The 15641-nt window shown below is 64.9% G+C and carries 15 protein-coding genes; 10 read left to right on the top strand and 5 right to left on the bottom strand.

From position 1 onward, the window contains the following. The first annotated feature begins 186 nt into the window (after window positions 1-186). Window positions 187-1968, top strand: a complete 1782-nt coding sequence (locus QM685_RS31220) for a chloride channel protein (protein WP_415122752.1) — start codon at window positions 187-189, stop codon at window positions 1966-1968. A gap of 129 nt (window positions 1969-2097) precedes the next feature. Then, a complete protein-coding gene (locus QM685_RS31215) occupies window positions 2098-2604 on the top strand; it encodes a universal stress protein (RefSeq protein ID WP_415122750.1) in 507 nt (168 codons plus the stop codon). A 71-nt stretch (window positions 2605-2675) separates the two neighbouring features. Here the strand turns inward: QM685_RS31215 and QM685_RS31210 are convergent, their stop codons facing one another. Continuing rightward, window positions 2676-2996 (bottom strand): DUF1840 domain-containing protein, encoded by a 321-nt coding sequence (locus tag QM685_RS31210; RefSeq protein WP_415122748.1) that lies wholly within the window; start codon window positions 2994-2996, stop codon window positions 2676-2678. A gap of 149 nt (window positions 2997-3145) precedes the next feature. Between QM685_RS31210 and QM685_RS31205 the strand changes: the two genes are divergently transcribed. The 4 genes from QM685_RS31205 (at window position 3146) to QM685_RS31190 (ending at window position 5901) form a co-directional block, all read left to right on the top strand. Continuing rightward, window positions 3146-3283, top strand: a complete 138-nt coding sequence (locus QM685_RS31205) for a hypothetical protein (RefSeq protein WP_415122746.1) — start codon at window positions 3146-3148, stop codon at window positions 3281-3283. Window positions 3284-3536: 253 nt separating this feature from the next. After that, a complete protein-coding gene (locus tag QM685_RS31200) occupies window positions 3537-3815 on the top strand; it encodes a hypothetical protein (protein WP_415122744.1) in 279 nt (92 codons plus the stop codon). Next, complete coding sequence (locus QM685_RS31195) at window positions 3812-4126, top strand: hypothetical protein (RefSeq protein ID WP_415122742.1); 315 nt, start codon at window positions 3812-3814, stop codon at window positions 4124-4126. The genes QM685_RS31200 and QM685_RS31195 overlap by 4 nt, the downstream gene beginning before the upstream one ends. An 80-nt stretch (window positions 4127-4206) precedes the next feature. Continuing rightward, window positions 4207-5901, top strand: coding sequence for a PepSY-associated TM helix domain-containing protein (locus QM685_RS31190; protein WP_415122740.1), 1695 nt, complete (start codon window positions 4207-4209; stop codon window positions 5899-5901). Between the two features lie 197 nt (window positions 5902-6098). On the opposite strand, the gene QM685_RS31185 is transcribed toward QM685_RS31190, so the two are convergent. Continuing rightward, window positions 6099-8297, bottom strand: a complete 2199-nt coding sequence (locus tag QM685_RS31185) for a TonB-dependent receptor (protein WP_415122738.1) — start codon at window positions 8295-8297, stop codon at window positions 6099-6101. A 318-nt stretch (window positions 8298-8615) separates the two neighbouring features. Between QM685_RS31185 and QM685_RS31180 the strand changes: the two genes are divergently transcribed. After that, window positions 8616-9047, top strand: coding sequence for a response regulator (locus tag QM685_RS31180; RefSeq protein ID WP_415122736.1), 432 nt, complete (start codon window positions 8616-8618; stop codon window positions 9045-9047). Window positions 9048-9077: 30 nt separating this feature from the next. Here QM685_RS31180 and QM685_RS31175 read toward each other — a convergent pair whose 3' ends face one another. Then, window positions 9078-9866, bottom strand: coding sequence for a DUF4410 domain-containing protein (locus QM685_RS31175; protein WP_415122734.1), 789 nt, complete (start codon window positions 9864-9866; stop codon window positions 9078-9080). Between the two features lie 670 nt (window positions 9867-10536). Beyond that, window positions 10537-11028, bottom strand: coding sequence for a hypothetical protein (locus QM685_RS31170; protein ID WP_415122732.1), 492 nt, complete (start codon window positions 11026-11028; stop codon window positions 10537-10539). A gap of 359 nt (window positions 11029-11387) precedes the next feature. On the opposite strand from QM685_RS31170, the gene phaP reads away from it, so the two are divergent. From phaP to QM685_RS31155, 3 genes are all read left to right on the top strand, one after another. Continuing rightward, the gene (gene phaP, locus QM685_RS31165) at window positions 11388-11813 is read left to right on the top strand and encodes a TIGR01841 family phasin (protein WP_415122730.1); all 426 of its coding nucleotides are present in this window, start codon (window positions 11388-11390) and stop codon (window positions 11811-11813) included. Window positions 11814-12308: 495 nt separating this feature from the next. After that, window positions 12309-12758 carry a DUF2844 domain-containing protein gene (locus QM685_RS31160; RefSeq protein WP_415122862.1) on the top strand — a complete coding sequence of 150 codons (450 nt, stop codon included), beginning with the start codon at window positions 12309-12311 and terminating at the stop codon, window positions 12756-12758. Window positions 12759-12769: 11 nt separating this feature from the next. Continuing rightward, entirely contained in the window at window positions 12770-14077 is a 1308-nt protein-coding gene (locus QM685_RS31155) for a DUF3443 domain-containing protein (RefSeq protein WP_415122728.1), read from the top strand. A gap of 46 nt (window positions 14078-14123) precedes the next feature. Here the strand turns inward: QM685_RS31155 and QM685_RS31150 are convergent, their stop codons facing one another. Continuing rightward, the gene (locus QM685_RS31150) at window positions 14124-15275 is read right to left on the bottom strand and encodes a putative zinc-binding metallopeptidase (protein ID WP_415122726.1); all 1152 of its coding nucleotides are present in this window, start codon (window positions 15273-15275) and stop codon (window positions 14124-14126) included. Window positions 15276-15641: the final 366 nt, after the last annotated feature.

Here is a 15641-nt window from a genome sequence, read left to right as displayed (position 1 = left end):
CCCGTGCAACGTGAAACGCAATCGCGCTCACTGGCTTGTTACGGCGATTGCTTACCGGTTAGTATGTATCACACTGTGATCTATATAGGGCGACTGCCGAAACACGAGCGGCGTCGTTTTCATGCAGCAACGGCTGCGAGTCGATCCACAGATTCCTTTATCCAGTGACGAGGAGCGGCAGTGCAGATGAATGCGTCAAAAGGCGACTTCGCCACCGATACCCGGCTTCTGCGAATTACGATGATTGCCGCGGTGGTCGGCATGCTCAGCACGTTTGCCGCCGATTTCCTGCTGCATCTGATCCGTTTTTTCACTAATGCATTCTTCTTTCAGACGCTATCGAGCGCGGATCACTCGCCCGCCGGCAATACACTCGGGCCGTGGGTAATCGCGATGCCCGTCGTGGGCGGTCTGATCGTCGGTCTGATCGCGCGCTTCGGTTCGGAACAGATTCGCGGGCATGGTATTCCGGAGGCGATCGAGGCGATCCTGTTCGGCAAGAGCAGGATGTCGCCCAAGGTTGCCGTGTTGAAACCATTGGCCTCGGCGATTGCGATCGGCAGCGGCGGCCCGTTCGGCGCCGAAGGCCCGATCATCATGACGGGCGGCGCGCTCGGTTCGTTGATCGCGCAATTCTTCCATCTGTCGAGCGGCGAGCGCAAGACGCTGCTGGTGGCGGGCGCCGTCGCCGGCATGACTGCGGTGTTCGGCACGCCGGTGGCCGCGGTGCTGCTCGCGGTGGAGCTGCTGTTGTTCGAATTGAGGCCACGCAGCCTGCTGCCGGTCGCGGTGTCGTGCGCGGTGGCGGGCTTTTCGCGGCCGCTGTTGATGGCCGGCGGCCCGCTTTTTCCGCTGCAGACACTGCCGCTCGGCGCGCTCGGACTCGCTTCATGCGCGCTTGCGGGTCTGATCGCCGGCGCGTTGTCGTGGGGATTGTCGACGTGGCTCTATAAGGTCGAGGACGCCTTCGCGCGGCTGCCGTTTCACTGGATGTGGTGGCCGGCGCTCGGCGGTCTCGCCGTCGGCATCGGTGGCTATTTTCAGCCGCGCACGCTGGGCGTCGGCTACGACGTGATCGGCGATCTTCTGATGAATCACCTGGCCGTCGGCGTGGTGCTGGCGATCGTGCTGGTGAAGGCGGTGATCTGGGTAATTGCGTTGGGCTCAGGCACATCGGGCGGTGTGCTTGCGCCGTTGCTGATGATGGGCGCGGGCGTGGGCGCGTTGCTGGGTCCGGCGATGCCCGGCGGCGACCCCGCCATCTGGCCGCTCGTATTCATGGCGGCGGCGCTCGGCGGCATGATGCGCGCGCCGATCATGGCCGTCGTATTTGCGTTCGAGCTGACGCACGACGCGAATGCGTTGCTGCCGCTTCTGACCGCCGCGGCGGTTTCATATGGCTTTACCGTGCTTTTCATGCGCCGCTCGATTCTGACCGAGAAGATCGCGCGACGCGGCTATCACATCTATCGCGAGTACGGCATCGATCCGCTCGAACGCCATCACGTGGATGAAGTCATGACGCGCACCGTGAAGACGATCGAAGCGGATCTTGGCGTCGCCGACGCGCTCGCGCGGCACTTTGGGCCGACGCAGATCCATCGCGCCTATCCGGTGGTGCGGGCGGGACGGCTCGTCGGCATGGCGGATCGGCAGAGGCTGGCCGACGCGCTCGAAATGGGCCGCGCGACGGCGACGGTCGGCGATCTGTGCGCCGACGAACGGCTCGAGGTCGCGCTGCCGGACGAGACCTGCCGGCATGTCGCCGCGCGTCTTGCCGCGCGTTCGCTGGAGCGCGTGCCGGTGGTGGCCGACGAGTCCGGCTATCGACTGGTCGGTATCGTGTCCCGCCACGATCTCGTCAAACCGTCGCTGTCCATTTTCAACGAGGAACGCGAGCGGGAACGGTTCCGGCGCATTTCGCTGATTCACGGCAAGGATTCGGTTGCCGCGGAGCATCGCAAATAGTGCGCGCTTTATGTGATCTTCACGCGATTTTATGTATTTGCGTGAAATTCGCCGTGTGCTTTATGTATCACGAATTGACATATACTGAATCGAGGATGTGCCCGCGAAAACGGTGCAGGGGGAAATGACATGGCGTGCTTTAATCGCATTCTTCTCTGTTACGACGGAACGCGCGAAGGACAACACGCGTTGAAGGACGGCGCCGCTCTCGCGCAGGATCTCCAGGCGGAAGTGCACCTGCTTTCCGTGCTCAACAATTCGGCCTGGATGCAGGGCGCGGATATCACCTCCGCGGTTCCGCTCGATTTCATCAACGAATCCGCCAAAAATCTGCTCGACGAAGGATTGCAAAAACTTGCCGCACGCGGAATTCGCGCGGTGGGGCATCTTGCGATCGGCGAGCCGCTGGATCAGATCCCGTTCTTTGCCAAAGAGCTGGAGGCAGATCTCGTCGTGGTGGGGCATCGTCGCAGTCATGGGCTCGCGCGCTGGTGGGGCGGTCGCAACGATGGGCTGCTGCTGGACCGGGTGACGTGCAGCGTGCTCGTGACGATGGGCGCGCAAGCCGAAGCACCGGCGGCGGCAACCGGCGCGGCGGATACCGGCGAGACCGCGCGGTCCGCCGAGCACTCGTAAGCGTCGCGTTGGCGCTATCGCGTCTGGAAGGCGTCAGGAAGCGTTTGCGCCGCAACGGCAATCTTCCCGAGCTAAATCGCCCAGCTAATGTCCGCATGCCGCAGGTCGGCTTCGCGCATCATGTCGAGAAGCGGCCGGGCGCGTTGCGCGAGTCCATTGCCGCGTTCGCGCGGCACGGGCTGCGCGACGCAGTTCAACGCGTCTTCCGCGGTTTCCGCTTTTTCTTCATTGGAAATGGCCTGCTCGATCCGAATGATCGCGAGAGGCAACTTGTCGTGCTGGATGACGCCCGGCTTGTCCGGCCGTTTGCCGAGCAAGCCCAGCAGATACTGCGCGAGTTCGTTGAAGATCTGCACGTCGGCCGTGGCGGCCGACTGAAACGTGACCGGCATGACTGCTCCTTGATATTGTCCGCGCCATGCGGCCACCGTAGCCCGGGCAAGGCCTCGCGGCCACGTGAAGGCTCTTCCTCATAATATGTCATAAGGTGATATTTTCAAGCGCGGCGCTTCATTGAGCTGCCACGACAAGGAGGCACACCATGATCGAGGTCGACGAGCAATTCAAGCACCCACAGCCTGTGAAGCACAGCGATAACGAAAAGAGCAAGCTGCCGCAGCGCGAAGACGATCAGCACAAACCGAAGAAGAAACCGGAGGGCGAGCCACCGGTCGAATGACCCGCGACGTCGAGCGGTAGAACGATCGATCCATCCGCGCCCGGTTCTCGGACAACGCGCGCGGAACAGCATCTGCTGCGGGGCATCAATCCGCGTGGTGCAGGGGATGCATATTGGCCTGACGACGGCAGCCGCAAAGGCTCGAAGTGCCGAAAATACCCCGTTTCGGCGCCGAATTGGCCGCTTGCGTGTATGATAACGATTCTCATTAAGGGCGTGAATTACACCAGTCTCACGCTGTTTTCGCGGAATCATGGGGAATGTTCTGATCGTCGCGTCGGCAGTTGCCGGCGCGCTCCTGTTCTATATCAGCTCACCGGGCCAGCGCTGGCTGCGCGCGCCGTGGCCCGCGCGGCCGGCGCGGATCGCGGCCATCGTGTGCGTTGCGTTGTCGCTCGTGTGCGCGGCGCGTGCGTTTCAGCCGGCGACGTCGTTGTCGGTGGTCGTGACGACGCTGATGGCGAGTCTGACCGCGTGGCCGTTCATCGGCGCGCTGGTCGAGCGCCGCCGCGCACGGCGCACCGCGCGATGACGCGCGCATCCGCCAGCCGGCGCGCGGCCGGTTCGATCGAGCGCGATCTGTTCGCCAAATTCGTGGCCGGCATGGCCGGCGGTTTCGGCCTTGCGATCGCGGCAAGCGCGCTGTTCGCGCGCTTCTCGTCCGGCGGCCTGAGCGCGGCGAGCAAATTTCACGTCACGATGTGGCTCGTGCCGCCGCTGTGGATCGCGATCGCGTCCGCGTCGTTCATGTTTCGCAGCGGCGCGCGCGCATTCGGCTGGCTCGCGTTGAGCAACCTCGTTGCGTTCGCGCTGGTGCTGCTGTGTCAGCGGGTGCCGTTCTGAGCATGCCAGTCGTTCGAGCGATTCGGCTTTAGCTGTTTATTCCGCGAGCGGTCCGCCGCCCGCTTTATCTTCCGTTCAGCATGCGCAGCGACATTCTTCGCGTCTACAAAACCGTTCATACATGGACCGGCATCGTGGCCGGTCTGCTGCTTTTCATCGCGTTCTACGCGGGCGCGATCACGATGTTCAAGGACTCGCTCAGCGACTGGACGACGCCGCCCGCCGTCGCGACATCGCCATCGGTGCCGCTCGAACGCGCCGACGTGTTGATCGAACGCACGCTCGATGCGCATCCGGCCGCGCGCAAGCTGTTCACGCTGTCGCTCGTCGGCGAGGACCGTGTGCGGCTTTCGTGGCAATCGGCGCCGGGGCAGCGCTGGGACGCATGGCTCGATGACGCGGGTCGGTTGCACGCCGCGCAAAGCCGGCCTTCGGACGCGGCGCGTTTCATCGACGTACTGCACATGACGGCCGGCGTGCCCGGCGGTTACGACGTCGGCATGGGCGTCATGGGCGTGGTGTCGCTGCTGTACGGGCTCGCGCTCGTATCGGGCGTGATCGTGCTGCTGCCGACGCTCGTCAAGGATCTGTTCGCGCTGCGCATCGGCAAGAACCTGAAGCGGATGTGGCTCGATGCGCACAACGCGGTCGGCATTCTGAGCCTGCCGTTTCATCTCGTGATGGCACTGTCGGTCGTCGCGTTCGGCTTGAGCGACTACATTTTCAACGTGCAGGACAGGGTGATCTACGACGGCGCGCTCCAGCCGATGATGCTCGCGCAGAATCCGTTCTTCGCGACCGCGCCCATCGTGCCGCGCGCGGCGTCGGAGCCCGCGCCGGCGATGCTGCCGCCCGCGCGACTGCTCGCCAAAGTGCATGAGCGCGCGCCACGCTTCGAGCCGACCGCGTTGCGCTATCGTCGCGCGGGACAGCCGGGCGCGACCGTGTTCGTGGCCGGCGACGATGCGCGCTATCTGGCGCGCGACGGCGGCTTCGCGTTGATGGATCCGTTCACCGGCAGGTTCCTGAACGCGCAGTTCCTGCCGGGCGCGGCCGACGGCAACAACTGGTCGGCATCGACGAGCGCGTTCTACGCGCTGCACTTCGGCAGCTATGGCGGCGCGCCGGTGCGCTGGGGCTATTTCGTGCTCGGGCTCGCGGGTGCGTTCCTGTTCTATTCGGGCAACCTGTTGTGGATCGAAAGCCGGCGCAAGGCGCTGCGGCGCGACGGCATCCCCGTGACACAGCGGCGCTCGACGTTCATGATGGCATCGCTGAGCGTCGGCGTCGCGCTCGGCTGCATCTGCGGAATTTCGCTGACGCTGCTCGCGGGCAAGTTGCTGGCCGGCCGCGTCGACGATCTGCACACGTGGCATATCGGCATCTACTACGCGGTGTTCGTCGGCTCGATCGCATGGGCGATGGTGCGCGGCGCGGCGCGTGGGTCGGTGGAACTGCTTGCGCTGGCGACGTGGTCGACCGCGGCGATTCCGCTCGCGAGCCTGGTCGGCGCGCTCGCGCCGTCGAGCGGCTTGTGGTTTTCCGCCGATGCCGGGCCGCTGGGTGTCGATATCGGTGCGGCGCTGGGTGCGCTGTGTTTTGCGTGGATGTGGCGCAAGACGCGCGAACGTATTGCCGCGGGACGGGAGGATAGTGTGTGGTCGGTGCGGGCGAGAGAGGGCGCGGTGGACGCGCGGGGCGATGCGCCGGCGGCCACCGATGAGGTCACCGAAGAGGTTGTGCAAGAGGTGGCCGGTACGCAGCAGGAACGCTAGATTCCCGTTGACGGCAACTGGGCACTGGGCATAAACAGCGTAACGCGACGTGCCGTCATAGCGACACGTTTGCGCGACGACAAAAAAACGCCGCCGGGTCCAACAAACCCGGCGGCGTTTTTTCGTTACGCGGAAACCACCATGAAAGTGGCTCCGTCCAGCGCGCCTGTCAAAGCGCCTGGTATGACTCGCGCGACCTAGAAATCCGTCGTCATCGACATCAGGAACGTGCGCGGCGCGCCCTGCGTCAGATAGCCGCCAGTCGTCGATGCCCAGTACGACTTGTTCGCGACGTTCAGCACGCTCGCGCGGAAGGTGGTCGGCTTGCCGAACAGCACCGTTGCGTAGCGCGCGCCGAGGTCCACCGTATCCCACGTCGGGATCGACAGCGTGTTGGCCGTGTTCAGGTACTGCGGGCCGGTGTGCGTCCAGCGCGCGGTCAACGTGAGGCCGTTGACCATCGGCACGTCGTATTCGGCGCCCACGTTGAAGATGAAGCTCGGCACGCCGATCGGACGCTTGCCGTCGGTGGTGCCGGTGTCGAGCTGCGTTGCGTTGATGTACGTCGCGCCGGCGATCAGACGCACGCCCTTGTACGGCTCGCCGAACACCGACGCCTCGATACCGCGATGCCGCTCGGTGCCGTCCGCGACGAAGATCAGCGCGCTGTTCGTGAGGGTCTGCGGCTTTTCGATCTGGAATGCCGCGATGGACGCGCCGTACTTGCCGTTGTCGTACTTCGCGCCGACTTCGTATTGCTTCGAACGCTCGGGCGGCAGTTGCTGGCCGAAGTTCAGTGCGGTCGACGGTGCAACCTGGCCGGCCGCCAGCGCCTCGCTGCGGTTCGCGAAGAACGCCACGTTTTCCCACGGCTTGACGACGAGGCCGAACAGCGGCGTCGTGATCGAGTCGTTGTAGTTCTGCGTCTGGTTGCCGGTGTAGTCGAACGTATTCGCGAGAATCGACTGGTGGCGCGCGCCGACGGTGAACAGCACGCGGTCGTTCAGGAAACCCAGCGTGTCGGACACGGCGACACTGCGCATCAGCGTAAGCGCGGTGGTCTGCGGATCGGACAGATTGCCGCCCGAATAGACGGTCGGCGGGAAAGGCACCTGCGGCGTGTTGTACAGACTGGTCTGGAACGGATTGACCACGTCGCTCATCGTATAGGCCGACTGCGCATCGACCCGCACGATCGACGCGCCCGCCGTCACGAAGTGTGACACCGGGCCGGTATTGAAGCGCCCGCGCACGCCGGCTTCGGCGGACGTCGCGTCTTCCTGGTGCGGCACGCCGAGGCGGTAGCCCGTGGTGCCCGTGTCGCCGACGGACAGTGTCGAAAATTCGCCGTGCTCGTCGGTGTGGCGCGCGCCGCCCGCGACGTACGCGGTCCAGTTCGGCGCGAAGTCGTATTCGGCGCGCAGGATGCCGACTGTGTCTTCGAACGAGCTGTTGGTCCACGTCTGCGCGTAGTTGTAGGTGGCCGATGGCGGTTCGGGCACGGTGCTGCCGGTGACGAACACCACCGGCCGGCCGTCGTCGACGCGGTTGCGCTGATACAGGAAGTCGCCGTACAGACGCAGTTTGTCGCCGCGCCAGTCGAGCGAGACCGCCGTCGTGTTGTCGCGCCGGTGTTCGCCGTCGATCGAAGTTTCGCCGTCGCGATTGGCCTGGTTCACGCGAATGCCGAACTGGCCTTCGCTGCCGAAGCGGCGGCCCACGTCGATGTGCGCGCCGATTTCGCCCGACGCGCTGCCTTCGAGCGTGACGCGGGTGAGCGGTTTGTCGTCGGCGCGTTTCAACTGCACGTTGACGCCGCCACCGATCGCTGAGCCTGCCGGCGATGCGCCGCCGAGGAACGCATTCGCGCCCTTGAACACGTCGACCCGTTCGACCGCTTCGGTGTTCACCAACTGGCGCGGCGTGACGCCGTAAAGACCGTTCAGCGAGATGTCGTCGCCGTACAACTGGAAGCCGCGGATCACGAACACCTGGGAGAAATTGCCGTAGCCATAGGCCGTACGCACGGCCGGATCGTTCGCCAGCACGTCCGCGATCGTGCGCGCCTGCTGATCCTCGATCAGCTTCGACGTGTACGAACTCATGCTGAACGGTACGTTGATGCTCTTCTGCTGGCCGAGCACACCGAAGTCTCCGCCGCGTGCGACCTGGCCGCCGCGGAACGTCGGCATCGGGTCGCCGGGCAGCGTGTCTCTGCTGGCCTGGACCTTGACGGCAGGCAGCGTGCTGTCGGCGGCGGGAGCCGTGTCGGTGGATTGGGCAAAGGCGCCGGCCGGGACGCTGAACGCAACGGCGATGGCGGCGAGGATGGCGGCGCGATGGAGCGCGGCTTGGGCAGGCGCGGCCTGCGGTCGATACAAGCGTGAAACGGACATGAAATGGAAAGTTGGCGTGGTCGTCTATCTTCCGTCCCGGGGCGCTTGGTGGAATCCGGGCGGCGTTTTTCTGACTACGCGCGGACGATACGGGATAGATGTAAGCCGGCCACGCGCGGAACGAAAGGTTCGGCGGGATTATAAAGCAAATAGGAATGATTCCTATTGCATAAATGCAACGATTCTCAATTCAACCGCGGGAAAATTGGGGGATGATCGGGGAAGCGGGTGTGGTGAGTCGACTGGTGTTCCGAACTGGCGCGGTGCGGTACAGGGTTTGCTACTCGGCTGATTAATTTTCATCGCAGGCTGTCACGCATGTCCCGAATCCCGTCTACCTGTCAAAGATGGAGCGCCCGAGAAGTCAAGCTATTGCATGAAGTGCCGCGCGTCCTTGTCGTCGACGACAACGAAAACGCGGCCGAAGCGCTCGCCACCTGGCTTTCCTATGAAGGCGTCGAAGCGCGCGCCGCGACCGGCTGCGCCCATGCGCTGCGCTGCGTGAGGGACTGGGTGCCCGACGTCGTCGTGCTCGACATCATGATGCCGGAGCGCGACGGCTACGAAACCGCGAGCGCGCTGCGCAGATATCTGCCGACGCAAAGCCTCGGCATTGTCGCGTTCACGTCGCTCGACGGGGATCACGTGAAGGAAACCGGCCGGAGCCCGCACAATTTCGACGGCTATTGCCAGAAGGGCACGGCGCCGGCCGCGCTGCTCGCGCTGATACGGGAGATCTGGCGAGGGTAGGGAAGGCCCGGCGCTGCGGGCCGGCCGCGTTCAGCTCTTTTGCGCGGCCGGGATCCAGCCATTTGCGACGCCGGTCTGCGCGATCTGTTTCGCGACCGCATCGGCGAGGCGCTTCGCATCGGCCGACACGCCGGCGCGCCTTGCTTCGCCGGCGCCATGCAGGCCCGCGCCCGCCGCCGCCGAAGTCGCGATGCTGCCGGCCGCCGCGCCCACCCCCGCGGTTTCGACGACGCCCGGCATCCTGCCGCTGTCCGCATCGGCGCTGAAGCTTTGCACGACACGCGGCGCGCCGCCCGCGGGCTGGTACAGGATCTGCACCGAGCTCGTCACTTCGCTCTTGCCCGCGCCGAAACCGATCAGCGTGCGGCGGCGGCGATTGCCGGAGTCAATCGTCGCGAAGCTGCCTTGCACGAGCAGCACGTTCTGGTCGGCCGGCACCGGGCCATCTGCGCGCACCGCGTGCAGGCCTATCGCCTGCAACTTTTGCACGATTTCGTCGGCAACCTGTTCGCGGACCTCGCCGGCATCGGCAACCTGCTGCTGCGCGGCCGTTGAACCCGACATCTGCGTCTTCAGCTTCTGCAACATGCCGCTATCGAGCTTGACCTGCTGCGGATCGGCGGCGAACGTGTACACATAGATCGTGTCCGGATGCATCGTCGGCTGCGCGCCCGCCTGCATCGCGTCGGGCGTGTTCGCCGCGCTCATGTTCGTGACGGCGGCGCCGGCGCAACCGCTCAACAGCGCGCTGCCGCACACGAGCGCCGCGCAGATGGAACGGGTGGCATTCTTTTTGATGAAGTTCACTGAAGTCAGCATGATGATCCTGTCGTCGGCACGCGGTGCCGGTTGTCTCGAAGCCATCCGCCGATGATCGGGCAACCGTGGGATCTTCGATCATCGGCGAACGGGTTCGCACGTGAAGCACTTTCGATCTCATGCGTCGTTTGATTCGTCACGCACCGGCAGCGAACGAAGTATCGTCGCGTCGTCCGCGGAACGCCATTCAACAATTATTTCGCGCAATGTCACGGTGAAATGACGCGCCTGTAGCGTTGTTCGCAGCGGAAGGCGGCGCGAAAAAAAGAACGGACGTGAGGGGAAGGGAGACGGCGCGCGCGACGAGCCGCCACCGTAAAACACGTGTCGGCAAACACGCGCGACGATCAGTTCAACGCAAGCTTGACGATGCAGCACAGGACGAACACGAGCAGAGCGGCGGCAATGGCCACGTCCAGCGGATAGCGCATTCCTTCACCCTGCACTGATGTTGCGGTGCTCCTATCCTAATCACCTGACGGAAGATGAAAAGCGGCAGTGACGTGGCAATGTGGGACAGCTAACGTAGGCCGCCGGAGCCGCGCCGGAGGGGGCTGCGGGAGCGCTTCCAGGCGAAAGCGCCTGGCGCGGGCCGACGAATTTCGGGCGCGATGAAGCAGAAAAGAGCGCGGCATCGGGCGCGGCGCTCCCTTCCAATCCGCGATGAAACCTACTGCGGCTGAGCCGCCGGCTGCCCCGGCGCCTGACCCGGCTGAGGTCCCGGCGGCATTCCGCCCGGCATGCCATGCGGCGCCTTGTTCGCCGTCGCGAGATCTTCGGCGAGACTCGTGCGCAGCGTCGCGATCGCCTGTTCCGGATTCGCGGGCTTCAACTGCTCGCGCGCCAGCGAGTCGTACACGTAGTGACGCAGCATCGGATCCTGCGTCTTGCTCAGTACGTCGCGATAGACCGCGAGGATCTCGCCCTCATGACCGGTCATCGCATAGAGGTGCCGCAACTGTTCGAGATCCTGGATTACCGCGAAGCCGGGGCCGCGCGGACCCATCATCGGACCATGCGGCGGCCCGTCGCCGCGCGCCTCGCCGCCGCCGCCGTGCATCGCGGCGGCGGGGGGCGGCGGCATGCCTTCGTCGGCGAACGCAGCGGTCGCGCTCACGCCAAGAACGGCGGCCACGGCCGCGCTGAAGAGTACTTTTTTCATGATGTCGCTCCCATCGAAACAATGCCGGCGCCACGATGGCCCGGCACATCGGCAACGATAGTCGACACGGCGTTTCGTCGGGTTACTGAAACCCGCGTGTAACTTACGGGACCTTGCACACGGCGCCGGCACGAGCGTTCGCGGCACTATCGCGCGCGCCGCCCGGCGCCGCGCGTCAGGGTGAGTCCGCTGGCGCAACGCGGCGGGATAGCGCATGATTGGTCCGATGTGCCGTGCGACCCCAAAACCAGCTAGCCGGGGCGGCTCGCGCGGTACACGGCGTCGCCGGCATGAGCGTCGCGCCCGTTCAGGGCGGCGCCGCGCCGGCGGCGAGTATTCAACCGCAAGGAGGACTTCGCATGGACCGACCTGAAGCCGCCAATCCGTTTGGCGATCTCACCAAAATGCTGGAGCAGTTCAAGCTCCCCGGCTTCGACGTGCCGGCCATCATGGAAGCGCGTCGCAAGGACATGGAAGCGCTGGTTCTCGCGAATCAGACGGCTTTCCAGGGGATGCAGTCGCTCGCGCAGAAACAGGCCGACATGCTGCGCGCCACGCTGAACGAACTGCAATCGATTACGGCGCAACTCTCGACGGCCGGCGCGACGCCATCGACGAAAACCGCCGAACTGGTCCAGCAGAGTCTGCACAAATCGCTCGCCGATATGCAGCAGCTCGCGCAAGCCGCGTATCAGACGCAGGCGGAGTCGTATGCGGTGATCGCAAAACGCGTGGAAGAAAACGTGCAGGAGCTGAAGTCGCTTCTGAATCAGCAGAAAAAGTAAGGACGCTTTGGCGCTCTGACTTGCGTTCCGACGATCGATGCCGCGGGGGGGCCGCCGGGCTCTCCGCGGCATTTTTTTGCCCGGCGCAATGGCGCGCAAAACCTGCGTGTAGTCAGAGGAATAGCGGTGCCGGGATACCTTTATTCAACGATCGCTTACATCGATAAAACTCGTTGACGATCGGGGGTGCCTGCTTGCTTTAAACGTCATACGAACTGCAAATAGATGCCGACGTATTGATCGCAAAAGGCTTGACGTTTTCGAATCACGCGAAGCCGAACCGTGGCGCGGCGCCTGAAGGGTTGAATCGCAGCGCAAACGATTGTCGCGTGCGGTGTCCCTCATTAAAGTTTCGCCCCGTCCTTCCGTAGACGCATTCACGCAACCCGACCGGCATGAAGATCCGGCCGGCTGAATGCGCCCCTGGTCTCGCGCCTGTGACCGGCTCGATTCCGGACACCGGCGTTTCACCTCGAAGGACATCTCTTGAAACTAATGCCTGTTACCCGCATTGCGTGCGCAATGCTCGGGGCGAGCTGCGCGTTGCCGTATGCCGCGCACGCGACGCTCGGCCAGAACGTCAGCACCATCGACAGTGACCGGTCGCGACTGCATGCGGTCGCTCGCGCGGCGACTACGCAACCTGCGTATTCGGTGCATCCGCTGACGCTGCCGTCCGGCACGCAGGTGCGCGAGTACGTGGCATCCAACGGCATCGTATTCGGCGTCGCGTGGGACGGTCCGACGCTGCCGGACCTCGAGGCCATGCTCGGCGCGTCCTTCGACGCTTATGTCGCCGCCGGCGCGAGCCGGCGCGGCGCGCCGCTCGCGGTGTCGAACGACGATCTCGTGGTGTTCTCGAGCGGTCATCTGCGCGCCTTCACCGGCTATGCGTATCTGCCGCGGGCGGTGCCCGCGGGTGTCGATGTCGGCGTCATCCAGTAACGGAGCGAATCATGCGATACAGGTCTTCGTGGATGACCCGGCTGAGCGCGGCGCCCATCGTAGTGTTAGCACTGTTCGTGAGCGCATGCGGAGGCGGCGGAGGAGGAGACAGCGGCTCCGGCGGCTCCGGCAACGCGGGCACCACGGCCGGTTCGAGCAGCAGCTCGACCAGCTCACCGGCGGCCCCGACCGTCACCAACACGTCGCCGTCGCCGCAAGTACTGGCCGCGAACGCGGTGCGCGTGACGGTCGACTCGGGCGTGAGCAACGTGCCGAACATGCCGTTCGTCAGCATCACGCTCTGCGCGCCCGGCACGACCCAATGCCAGACGATCGATCACGTGCTGGTCGACACCGGCTCGTGGGGCGTGCGCGTGTTTGCGTCGCAACTGCCCGCGTCGATGAACCTGCCGCAGCAGAAGGACGGTGCGGGCAATCCCGTCGCCGAATGCATGCAGTTCTTCGACGGCTACACGTGGGGTGCGGTGAAACTCGCCGATCTGCAGATCGCCGGCGAGAAGGCGGAGTCGCTGCCGATCCAGGTGATCGACCCGGCCTACGCGGCGCTGCCCGCCGATTGCGCGGCCGTTGGCGCGGCGCGCAACACGCCGGGCGCGTTGCAGGCGAACGGCATTCTCGGCATCGGCGTGTTCAGGCACGACTGCGGTGCGAACTGTGTGCACCAGGCGATCCCCGCGACGTACTACGGTTGCGGCGGCACGAGCTGCACGTCGATCCCGCTTGCCGAGCAGTATCAGGTCGCCAATCCGGTGCCGTACTTCACGACGGACAACAACGGCTCGATCCTGAGCCTGCCGGCTGTCTCCGGCGGCGCGGCTTCGGTGTCGGGGCAACTGGTGTTCGGCATCGGCACGCAGAGCAACAATGCGCTCGGCAATGCGCAGGTGATCGGCGTGAATCCGTCGGACGGTACGTTCACGACGGTGCAGAACGGCACGACGTACACGCGCAGTATTTTCGACAGCGGCTCGACCGGGCTCTTCTTCCAGACCGCGCTGATGCCGGCCTGTGCAAACCCGAACGGCGCGTACTATTGCCCGCTGTCGACGCAGCAGTTGAGCGCGCTGATCGAAGGTGTGAACGGCGCGACGAGCGCGGTGACGTTCGACGTCGGCAATGCGGCCTCGATTGCGCAGACGTATGGCGGCGATGCGGCGCTGCCGCTGCTCGCGGGGCCGGCGTTCGTAACGTCGGCGGTGTTCGACTGGGGGCTGCCGTTCTTCTATGGCCGCAACGTGTACGCGGCGATCGAGCAGCAGTCGACGCCCGGCGGCACGGGGCCGTATGTCGCGTATTGAGCGTGGCTTGAGAAGCTGGGTCCGTCGTCGTTGAATTGGCGCTGCGTCACATGGGGTCCTGGTTCGGCGCGGCGCCGGATTCGCCCGCGGGTATCGGCATCGGCGCCGCCGCTTCGCCCGCCTGCGTCCCGGCGCCGCTGTCGGCCGCCGACGCGATCACGCGATGCACGAAGCGCAGCTTGTCGATCACCGGCGCGGCGAGGGTGAAGGGATAGCCGTCGGGCATCCCGAGACTGCGGTTCAGGCTATTCAGCGCGTATGTCAGCGGAAGCCAGCGCTTCATCAGATTGCCGAAGCTCGCTTCTTCGACCGGCGTGCGATCGGTCAGCGTCGGCTCGCTCGGATCGTCGGGCAGCAGCGCGAGACCATACGAGTTCGCGGTATCGAGCACGTCGACGATCAGCAGATAGTGCGCCCATGTCTCGGCCCAGTCTTCCCACGGATGCATCGTTGCGTATGCGCTGATGTACGAGGCCTGCCAGTCGGCCGGCGCGCCGTCGCGGTAGTAGGCGTTCAGCGCGTCGCCATAGTCGGCGCGCTCGTCGCCGAACAGCTCGCGGAAAGGCTCGAGCCAGCGCGTGTTGTTTTCGACCAATCGACTGAAGTAGTAATGGCCCGTCTCGTGGCGAAAATGGCCGAGCAGCGTGCGGTACGGCTCGCCCATCGCGGTGCGTACTTTCTCGCGGTGGGCGTCGTCGGCCTCGGCGATGTTCAGCGTGATCAGCCCGTTGTCGTGGCCGGTCATCACGGGCTCGCCGTTGCCGTCGTCGGCGAGGAATTCGAATGCGAGGCCCTGCTCGGGATTCGCGTCGCGCGATGGAACGTCGAGGCCGAGCTCGCTCAGCGTGTACAGCAGACGCCGCTTCGCGACTTCGAGCCGATACCAGTAGAGCCGGTTTTCCGGCGTGCTCAGGTTCGGGATCGTGCGGGTCAACTGGCACGCGCGGCACAGCGTGTCGGGCGAATCGGCGGGAATCATCCAGTTGCAGACGTTCTCGACCGCATAGTTGTGGCACTGGCGGAACAGCGCGCCGTCCGCGCGCGGGTGCAGGCTGCGCCAGCGGCCGTCGCCGGCGTCTTCGAATGCGCTGATCTCATGCAGTTCGGGCACGTAGCCGAGCAACGATTCGCAGCGCTCGCAACGGACGTTCTCGAAGAACACGAGTTGCGAACAGTGGTTGCAGTGGAAGGTTTTCATCGAGCGGGCCTTGGGTGAGGGCGGCGCCGAGCGTAGCCGCCAACGTGATCGTGAGGAAAAGTGGTCGCAATCTTCATGCCGCGATTGCCAGACCTCACTGCTTTAACGCACAGTACGTACATGATTGTGCATCGGCGCTGCGCTGCTTTGGTGCACGTTCCGATACAGGCCGCGCAACGAGGTTCGGTCTGCCCCGGCAGCGCCCGGCGGGCGATCGGGGTTTGACCGGATTGTGATTCGGACCCGGCCTGGCAGGTCGCGATGCACTTCGCGGCAGGCGCCAAGGCAACGCAGTCCATGAAGTACAACGCAGTTCACGTACGGTTGTCGGTCAACGGCATAAAGCTTGCTTTTTGGCGGCTTGCC

It is taken from the genome of Paraburkholderia sp., assembly GCF_047605525.1.
Taxonomy (GTDB): domain Bacteria; phylum Pseudomonadota; class Gammaproteobacteria; order Burkholderiales; family Burkholderiaceae; genus Paraburkholderia.
Note: the sequence above shows the minus strand (reverse complement) of the source record. Positions and strands in the feature narration are given on the sequence as shown.